The sequence below is a fragment of the Devosia sp. genome (genome assembly GCF_041917035.1).
Classification (GTDB): domain Bacteria; phylum Pseudomonadota; class Alphaproteobacteria; order Rhizobiales; family Devosiaceae; genus Devosia_A.
In genome coordinates this window covers 1-7,686 of record NZ_JAYRYM010000177.1, presented here as the reverse complement: position 1 = coordinate 7,686, position 7,686 = coordinate 1, and the positions used below count along the sequence as shown (strand labels likewise).

General features: G+C 70.1%; 8 protein-coding genes. 4 read left to right on the top strand and 4 right to left on the bottom strand.

All coding sequences use genetic code 11. The features are described from left to right. Positions 1-388, bottom strand: a 388-nt coding sequence (locus ACE3TU_RS16040) for a sigma factor (protein ID WP_374625972.1), incomplete at its 3' end; no start/stop codon positions are given. 50 nt (positions 389-438) lie between these two features. Continuing rightward, complete coding sequence (locus tag ACE3TU_RS16035; RefSeq protein ID WP_374625970.1) at positions 439-798, bottom strand: YciI family protein; 360 nt, start codon at positions 796-798, stop codon at positions 439-441. A gap of 288 nt (positions 799-1,086) precedes the next feature. Here ACE3TU_RS16035 and ACE3TU_RS16030 point away from each other — a divergent pair, with 288 nt between their 5' ends. After that, positions 1,087-2,781 (top strand): GGDEF domain-containing protein, encoded by a 1,695-nt coding sequence (locus ACE3TU_RS16030; protein WP_374625968.1) that lies wholly within the window; start codon positions 1,087-1,089, stop codon positions 2,779-2,781. 51 nt (positions 2,782-2,832) lie between these two features. On the opposite strand, the gene ACE3TU_RS16025 is transcribed toward ACE3TU_RS16030, so the two are convergent. Beyond that, entirely contained in the window at positions 2,833-2,970 is a 138-nt protein-coding gene (locus ACE3TU_RS16025; RefSeq protein ID WP_374625967.1) for a hypothetical protein, read from the bottom strand. A gap of 161 nt (positions 2,971-3,131) precedes the next feature. On the opposite strand from ACE3TU_RS16025, the gene ACE3TU_RS16020 reads away from it, so the two are divergent. Next, positions 3,132-4,040 (top strand): SMP-30/gluconolactonase/LRE family protein, encoded by a 909-nt coding sequence (locus tag ACE3TU_RS16020; protein ID WP_374625965.1) that lies wholly within the window; start codon positions 3,132-3,134, stop codon positions 4,038-4,040. A 69-nt stretch (positions 4,041-4,109) separates the two neighbouring features. On the opposite strand, the gene ACE3TU_RS16015 is transcribed toward ACE3TU_RS16020, so the two are convergent. After that, on the bottom strand, positions 4,110-5,111 hold the full coding sequence (locus tag ACE3TU_RS16015) for an aldose epimerase family protein (RefSeq protein ID WP_374625963.1): 1,002 nt from the start codon (positions 5,109-5,111) through the stop codon (positions 4,110-4,112). Positions 5,112-5,243: 132 nt separating this feature from the next. Here ACE3TU_RS16015 and ACE3TU_RS16010 point away from each other — a divergent pair, with 132 nt between their 5' ends. Together ACE3TU_RS16010 and xylB are read left to right on the top strand one after the other, a co-directional pair. After that, positions 5,244-6,275, top strand: coding sequence for a LacI family DNA-binding transcriptional regulator (locus ACE3TU_RS16010; protein WP_374625961.1), 1,032 nt, complete (start codon positions 5,244-5,246; stop codon positions 6,273-6,275). A 78-nt stretch (positions 6,276-6,353) separates the two neighbouring features. Continuing rightward, positions 6,354-7,686: xylulokinase (gene xylB / locus ACE3TU_RS16005; RefSeq protein WP_374625959.1), on the top strand; the 1,333-nt coding region annotated here is incomplete at its 3' end.

Sequence of the window (7,686 nt, the reverse complement as noted above, 5' to 3'; positions counted from 1 at the left end):
CCGACGGGGTGGCGAGGAACGCAGCGGCCACTTCCTCGGTGGTGAGGCCGCAGACCTCGCGCAGCGTCAGGGCGATCTGCGCGTCCGGCGGCAGCTCGGGGTGACAGCACACGAAGATCAGCCGCAGGGTGTCGTCGGCGATCGTCTCGGGTTCGGGATCCATGACGGCCTCCTCGACACGGGCCAGCTCCGCCGCGATCGGGGCGAAGCGGGCGCGCCGCCGGATGCGGTCGATGGCCTTGAAGCGTCCGGCCGAGACCAGCCAGGCGCGCGGGTTGGCCGGCACGCCGGCGCGCGGCCACTGTTCGGCGGCCGCGAGGAAGGCGTCCGTCAGCGCCTCCTCGGCGAGATCGAAGCTGCCGAGCAGGCGGATCAGCGTGGCCAGCACCCGCCCGGACTCACGCCGCCAGATGGCTTCGAGCTCAGGCGCGCGGGGAGCTATTTGCGCACCGGGATGTCGTAGACCGGCCGCACCTCGATGGTGCCGAGCCTCGCCAGCGGGATGCCGCCGGCGAGGCGGATCGCCTCGTTCATGTCGCGCGCCTCGATCAGGATGAAGCCGCCCAGTTGCTCCTTGGTCTCGCTGAACGGACCATCCGTGGCGGAGAGCCGGCCGTCGCGCACCCTGACCAGCACGGCGCTGCCCGGCGACTGCAGGGCTTGGGCGACGATCAGGTGGCCGGCGGCCGCAAGGTCCCCGTCATAGCCCACCGACTCGACGTCCAGCCGGTGCTTGCCGTCCGCATCGAGCGTGTCGAGCACGGCGCCGTCGAAATGCACGAGACAGGCATACTTCATGGCACCCTGGCCTCCTTGATCCATTGCCCTGTGGTCGAGCGGGGCCTTGGGGAATCGACACCGCCCCCGGTCGATTCCGCCAGCATTTCGATTTTTCTGCAAATCCTCCGGCCCGATGCAGCGCCGCATTCACCAGGCTGCTTCACCGCGCGCTAAGGGCTTTGCCGGATGCGGCGAGGCAGGCCGGGCAATATGCGGCACACTGCGCGTCATTCCGCGGACCCAGCCGAGCGTGGCGCGATGTTCCCTGGCCTGTTCCATGCGACCCCCAAGGGGCACCTGCAGCCCATGCCCCTGCGCTCTCGCCTGCTGTCGATCGCGACGGTGCTGCTGGTCTTCGCCATCGTCGCCACGTCGGTGTTCGGCTTTGCCCATGTCACCGGCCAGCAGGAGGCCCTGACCCAGCTGCGCGAGGAGGGCCAGCGGCTCAGGACCCTCAGCCAGGCCGTCATCGAGGCCGATGCACGGGTGCTGCACATCATTGCCGGCGAGGTGGCGCCGGGCGACTACTTCGACCGGTTGCCGGCGCTGACCGGGGACGCGGCGGGGACCCTGCGCCAGCTCGGAACGATCCCGGCGCCGGACCGGATGTCCCCGCTTGCCGCGCCGCAACTGCTCACCGACCTGGCGGCAAGCTGGACCGAGGCCGTGTCGCTCGCCGCCACCGGCGATCGGGCCGGGGCCAGCGTCCTGCTGGCCCAGCACGGCACCGCCGGCACCGTCGCGGCGCTGGGCGAAGCCATCGAACGTACCCTCGCCGAGGCCGATGGCCGCCTGCGCGTGCACGAGGAGCGCATCCGCTTCGGGAGCCTGCTCGTCCTCGTGCTGCAGGTGGGCGGCGGCCTATTGGCGCTGCTCGGGTTGGTCTTTGCCTTCCGCTCCTCGGTCACGGAGGCCGACGGGCGCGCTGCCGCGGTACTCGCCGCCGACACGGCGCGTGAGCAGGTGGCCCGGCTGTTCGAGATGGCCGACGTGCTGCAGAGCGCCGGCGACCACGCCGACGTCAACGCGGTGCTCAAGGCCACCGCGGGTGAACTGCTGCCGGGCTTTGCCGGCGCCCTCTACATCTTCAACAACTCGCGTGACCGGCTGGTCCTGTCGACCAGCTGGGCCCGTCCGGAGGGCGAGCCGCTCGACGAGACGATCAGCCCGGTCGGCTGCTGGGCGCTCAAGCGCGGCAAGCTGCAGCTCAACCGTCCCGACGGCAGCAAGCTGTGCTGCGCCCACCACAGCGGCCCCGAGACCGTGCTCGAAATCCCGATGATCGCGCGCGGCGAGATCGTCGGGCTGCTGCAGCTGTTCGCGTCCGGCGCCGAGGCCGAGGCGCGGCTCGAGCGGGTGGCCAATCTCGGCTCGGCCCTCGCCGACGGCATGAGCCTGGCGCTGGCCAACATGGCGCTGCGCGAGAAGCTGCGGAACCAGGCGCTGCGCGACCCGCTCACCGGTCTCTACAACCGCCGCTACATGGAAGACAGCCTGCAGCGCTTCGTGCGGCTCGCCGAGCGCGAGAACCGCGAGATCTCGCTGCTGATGATCGACCTCGACCACTTCAAGCGCCTCAACGACCAGCATGGCCATGCCTTCGGCGACCAGGTGCTGCGCGACAGTGCCCTGACATTGCTCTCGGGGCTGCGCGAGACCGATATCGTCTGCCGCTTCGGCGGCGAGGAGCTGGTGGTGATCCTGCCCGACTGCACGCTCGAGCGGGCGGCCGACAAGGCCGAGGCGCTGCGGCTCGCCATCCAGGAACTGGGGGGAACGCGCGGCGCGGACATCTCGGCCTCGTTCGGCGTGGCCTGCGTGCCGCACACCTCGCAGAGCGTGTCGGACCTGCTCGCCGCCGCCGACGCGGCGCTCTACCGGGCCAAGCAGAATGGCCGCAACCAGGTGGCGACCGCGCCGCTGCGCGGCTTCCGGCTGGAGCGGGCCGAGCCGGGCGCAACGGCCGAGATCACCGAATATCCCCGCGTCGCGGCGGAATAGACGCGTCACGGTCCAGCCGGGCACCGCCCCACCCCCGAGGCGCGGGCCAACTCAGGACTGCGGCGGACGTGGCCCCTGAACCCGCCGGCGCCGATCCTCGCGCATCAGGCGGCGCAGCACGACAAACAGCCCCAGATGCGCACCAGCCACCACGCCGACGACGATGACGATGATCCAGACGGCGTCCATGCAGCCTGCCCTCCAATGCCCGACCACCTAGCCTGCGCGGGCCGCACCGGCCTTGATCGGCGTCAACCGACCGCGCGGCGTCGGCCGCCAATCGGGAGTATTGCCCGCACCAATGACCCGCGATGCCATGGTGCGGTCCCAACAAACTCCGGGAGGATGGATTGCGGACTTTGCTCACTTCGGGCCTCGTGCTCATTTTGGCCGGCGGCACCGCGCTTGCGGCCGACAAGGTACAGGTCGGCGACAAGATGGTGTTTCCCGAAAGCTTGACCTCGACGGCGGACGGCAGCCTGATCATCGGCAGCATCGGCACCGGGCAAATCTTCAAGGCCGCCGCCGGCGCCACCGTCGCCGAGGGCTGGATCGGCGCGGTGACCGAGGGCCCGACCGCGGTGCTCGGGGTCTATGCCGACGAGGCGAACGGCACCCTGTGGGCCTGCTATGCCGACCTGGCGCTGTTCAGCGGCGGGCCGGGCAAGGCCTCGGTGCTGCGCAGCTACAGCCTCGCTGACGGCAGCCTCAAGTCCGCCGTGACGCTGGGCGACGGCACCTTCTGCAACGACATCGCGACGGCGGCGGACGGCACCGCCTATGCGGCCGACACGGCCGGCGGCCAGGTCTTCGCGGTGGCGCCGGGCGCCACGACCGCGACGGTGTTCTTCAAGGACGCGGCGCTCGCATCGCTCGACGGGCTGAGCTTCGGGCCCGATGGCGCCCTCTACATGAACGGGGTGATGACCAACAAGCTGTTCCGCCTGACGATCGGCGCCGACGGCGCCCCGGGCACGCTGACCGAGCTCAAGCTCAGCCAGGAGATCAAGGGCCCCGATGGCATGCGCTTCGGCGATGACGGCGTGCTCTATCTCGCCGAGAACGGCAACGCCCAGGTCGACGCCATCACCTTCGACGGCGATACGGCCAACATCAAGGTGGTGGGCAAGGAGGCCTGGGATTCGCCCACAGCGGTGACCAAGGTCGGCAACACGCTGTGGGTGATCGAGGCGAAGTTCTCCAAGATGGGCGCCGAGGACGCCGGCGCCTTCTATGCCTATCCGGTGATGCTGCAGTAGCAGCGGCTCGGGCGAGGGTGCGGCATCCGGCCTGTCGCACCCCTGCCCTCTTCCCTCCGCAGATCGCCCTCAGGCGATCTCGATGTCGACGCGGTGGCGATAGTCGCGGTCGGGCCCGTAGATGACGGAGGGGAAATGCGGGTGGTTGACCGCGTCCGGCAGGTCCTGGTCCTCTAGGCAGAAGCCACAGTGACGGCCGAAGTGCCGACCCTCCGCGGAGACGTCGGTCCATACCGAGTTGTAGATCTGCAGGCCCGGCCGGTCGGTGAAGAGCTTCAGCGTCAGGGCCTCGTCGGGGCCGGTGACGACGGCCACCGGGTCGTCGAACCGTCGATCCGAGGCGAGCACGACATTGCCGTCATAGTCGACCGGCAGTCCCGCCGCGTCGCGCATGGTGCGGCCGGTCCGCATGTCCCACTGCGTGCCCTCGACCGGCAGGATTGCGCCGGTGGGGATCAGCAGCCCGCCCAGCTCGGTATAGGCATGGCCGGCGATGCGATAGCGGTGGTCGAGCACGTCGGGCCCGGTGCCGAGGTTGAAATACTGGTGCTGGACCACGTTGATCGGAGTGCGCCGGTCGGCCCGCGCCGCGAGTTCGAGGCTCAGCCGGTTGCCGGTCAGGGTGTAGGTCGCCGAGAACGTCACATTGCCCGGAAAGCCCATCTCGCCATCGGGCGAGACCAGCGTGAAGCGGACGGAAGCGGCATCCCCGTCGACCTCGGCGTCCCAGACGCGGCGACCGATGCCCCCGGCGCCGCCATGCAGGCTGTGGCCGTGGAAATTCGCGTCGACCTCGTAGGTCTTGCCGTCGAGCTGGAAGCGGGCATTGCCGATGCGGTTGGCGACCCGGCCGGCCAGCGAGCCGAAATAGGGGGATGCGGCGGGATAGGCATCGAAGCCGTCGAAGCCCAGCACCACCTGGCGCAGCCCGCCCGCCACCGGGACGCGCCAGTCGCGGACCACGACGCCCCAGCCGATCAGGTCGACTTCGACCCCCGTGTCGCTCACCAGGTGAAACTGGTCGACCCGCTTGCCCTCGTAGCTGCCGAAGCCCTCAACCTTCACGACCATGCGCCCCACTCCTCCGGTTCGGTCGTGGGTTGATAGCGACAAAAGCTGCGGAGCGAAAGCCGAGCCGGGAGCGAAACGATTGACGCCGCGCCGCGAACTCGACAGGTATTGCAGCGACGGGGCCGAGGAACGATGGACGATCTCAAGCGACGCGTGACGGTACACGACGTGGCGCGCCAGGCGGGCGTGTCGCTGGCAACGGTTGACCGGGTCCTCAACGGCCGGCCCGGCGTGCGGGCCGAGACCGCGGAAAAGGTGGCCGACGCCATCCGGGTCCTGGACTTCCGGCGCGACCTCTCCGCCTCGCTGCTCGCCCGGGCCCGCGACCTGTCGGTGACCTTCCTCATTCCCGACAGCCGCAACGAGTTCATGCAGAGCCTCGTTTCGGCCATCGCGCGCCGCGCCCGGGCGGTCAAGGGCGAGCGGCTGAAACTCGAGACCCACCTGGTGCATGCCTTCGATGCGAAGGCGCTGAGCGACGCGCTGGCGGGACTCGATCCCCGCGCTTGCGACTGCGCCGTGGTGGTCGCCACCGAAGACGATCTGGTGCGGCGCGCCATCGATCAGGCCAGCCGGCGCGGCATCGCGGTGGTGACGCTGGTCTCCGACCTGCCGGGCTCGGCACGGCAGCACTTCGTCGGCATCGACAATGTCGCCGCCGGACGCACGGCGGCATCGCTCCTCGGCCGCTTCTGCCCGGAGGGCCGCATCGGGGTGGTCGCCGGCTCGCTCGGACTGCGGGACCACCGCGAGCGCTACGAGGGGTTCCTCGCCGTGATGGCCGCCGAGTTCGGCGGCCACGAGATCATCGGGCCGATCGAGGGCTTCGACGACGATACGCTGACCGAGGCGGCGGCCGCGGCCCTGTTTGCCGAGCCGGGGATCGCCGGCATCTACAACCTGGGCGCCGGAACCGCGGGGCTGCTCGCCGCACTCGAGCGGCGGCACGTCGCCGGCAAGGTGCGCGTGGTGGCCCATGAACTGACCGGGGCGACGCGGGCAGGGCTGCAGAACGGCAGCATCGACGTGGTGATCGACCAGAATCCGGACGGCGAGATTGCCGCGGCCATCGCCATGGCTCGCGCCGCCGCGATGGGGCATGACGGGGAACGCACCGCGCCACCCATTGAAATCGGCCTGTTTCTGCGCGACAATCTCAGGTAAAGGGCATCCAGAAGACGCAGTTGCCCAGGGAGGACGAAGGGCGATGTTATGTTCAGCCGGTCGTGAGGTACGTGCCTCATGACCTATCTCGGCATCGATATCGGCACGTCCGGGGTGAAGGCCTTCCTTATCGACGGGGACGGCAGGCCGCTCGGCGACGCCAGCGCCAGGGCCGTCGAGCCGGTGCGGCCGCATCCGGGCTGGTCGGAACAGAATCCGGCCGACTGGTGGAGCGCGACGCTCGAGGCGATCGACAAGCTGGCCGCGACGCATCGCGCCGCGCTGGCGGCGGTGCGCGGCATCGGGCTTTCCGGCCACATGCATGGGGCGACGCTGCTCGGCCGGAACGATGAGGTGCTGCGTCCCTGCATCCTGTGGAATGACGGACGTGCGGCGGCCGAATGCGCCGAAATGGAAGCGGCGCTGCCGCGCCTGCGCGACATTGCCGGCAATATCGCCATGCCCGGCTTTACCGCCCCCAAGGTCGCCTGGGTCAGGAAGCACGAGCCCGAGATCTATGCGCGGATCGCCAGGGTGCTGCTGCCCAAGGCCTATGTGCGCCTGCTGCTGACCGGCGAGCATGTGGAGGAGATGTCGGACGCGGCCGGCACGCTGTGGCTCGATGTCGGCAGGCGCGACTGGTCGGACGAACTGCTCGCCGTCACCGGCCTCGATCGCTCGCACATGCCGCGCCTCGTCGAAGGCTCGGCTGCCGGCGGCACGCTGAAGCCGGACCTCGCCGCCCGCTGGGGCATGGGAGCCGGCGTGGTGGTCGCCGGCGGCGCCGGCGACAATGCCGCGGCCGCCTGCGGCATCGGCGCCGTCCGTCCGGGCGAAGGCTTCGTCTCGCTCGGCACCTCGGGCGTGCTGTTCGTGTCCAACGATTGCTTCCGCCCTAATACGCACGGGGCGGTGCACGCCTTCTGCCACGCCATTCCGGACACCTGGCACCAGATGGGCGTGATCCTGTCGGCCACCGACAGCCTCAACTGGCTGGGCAAGATCACCGGGCAGAATCCGGCGAGCCTGTCGGGTGCGGCCGAAGCCGGGTTCAGGGGCCCGGGCGAGGAGATCTTCCTGCCCTATCTGTCGGGCGAACGCACCCCGCACAACAATGCCGGCGCGCGCGGCAGCTTCACCGGCCTCTCCCATTCGACCGACCCGGCGCTGCTCGCGCAGGCGGTGATGGAGGGCGTCGCCTTCGCCTTCCGCGACTGCAAGCGCGTGCTCAACGATGCGGGCACCGAGCTCGGGCGGTTGATCGCGGTGGGCGGCGGTTCGAAATCCGAGCTGTGGCTGAAGCTGATCGCCACCAACCTCGACACCGAGATCGCGCTGCCTGCAGACGGCGATTTCGGCGGGGCGCTCGGCGCTGCCCGGCTGGGGCTGTGCGCCGCCGAAGGCGCCGACC

Bases quoted from the DNA above. Each gene is read 5' to 3' on its own strand.
- ACE3TU_RS16035 (WP_374625970.1), bottom strand. From the start codon at position 798: ATGAAGTATGCCTGTCTCGTGCATTTCGACGGCGCCGTGCTCGACACG.
- ACE3TU_RS16030 (WP_374625968.1), top strand. From the start codon at position 1,087: ATGCCCCTGCGCTCTCGCCTGCTGTCGATCGCGACGGTGCTGCTGGTC.
- ACE3TU_RS16025 (WP_374625967.1), bottom strand. From the start codon at position 2,970: ATGGACGCCGTCTGGATCATCGTCATCGTCGTCGGCGTGGTGGCTGGT.
- ACE3TU_RS16015 (WP_374625963.1), bottom strand. From the start codon at position 5,111: ATGGTCGTGAAGGTTGAGGGCTTCGGCAGCTACGAGGGCAAGCGGGTC.
- ACE3TU_RS16010 (WP_374625961.1), top strand. From the start codon at position 5,244: ATGGACGATCTCAAGCGACGCGTGACGGTACACGACGTGGCGCGCCAG.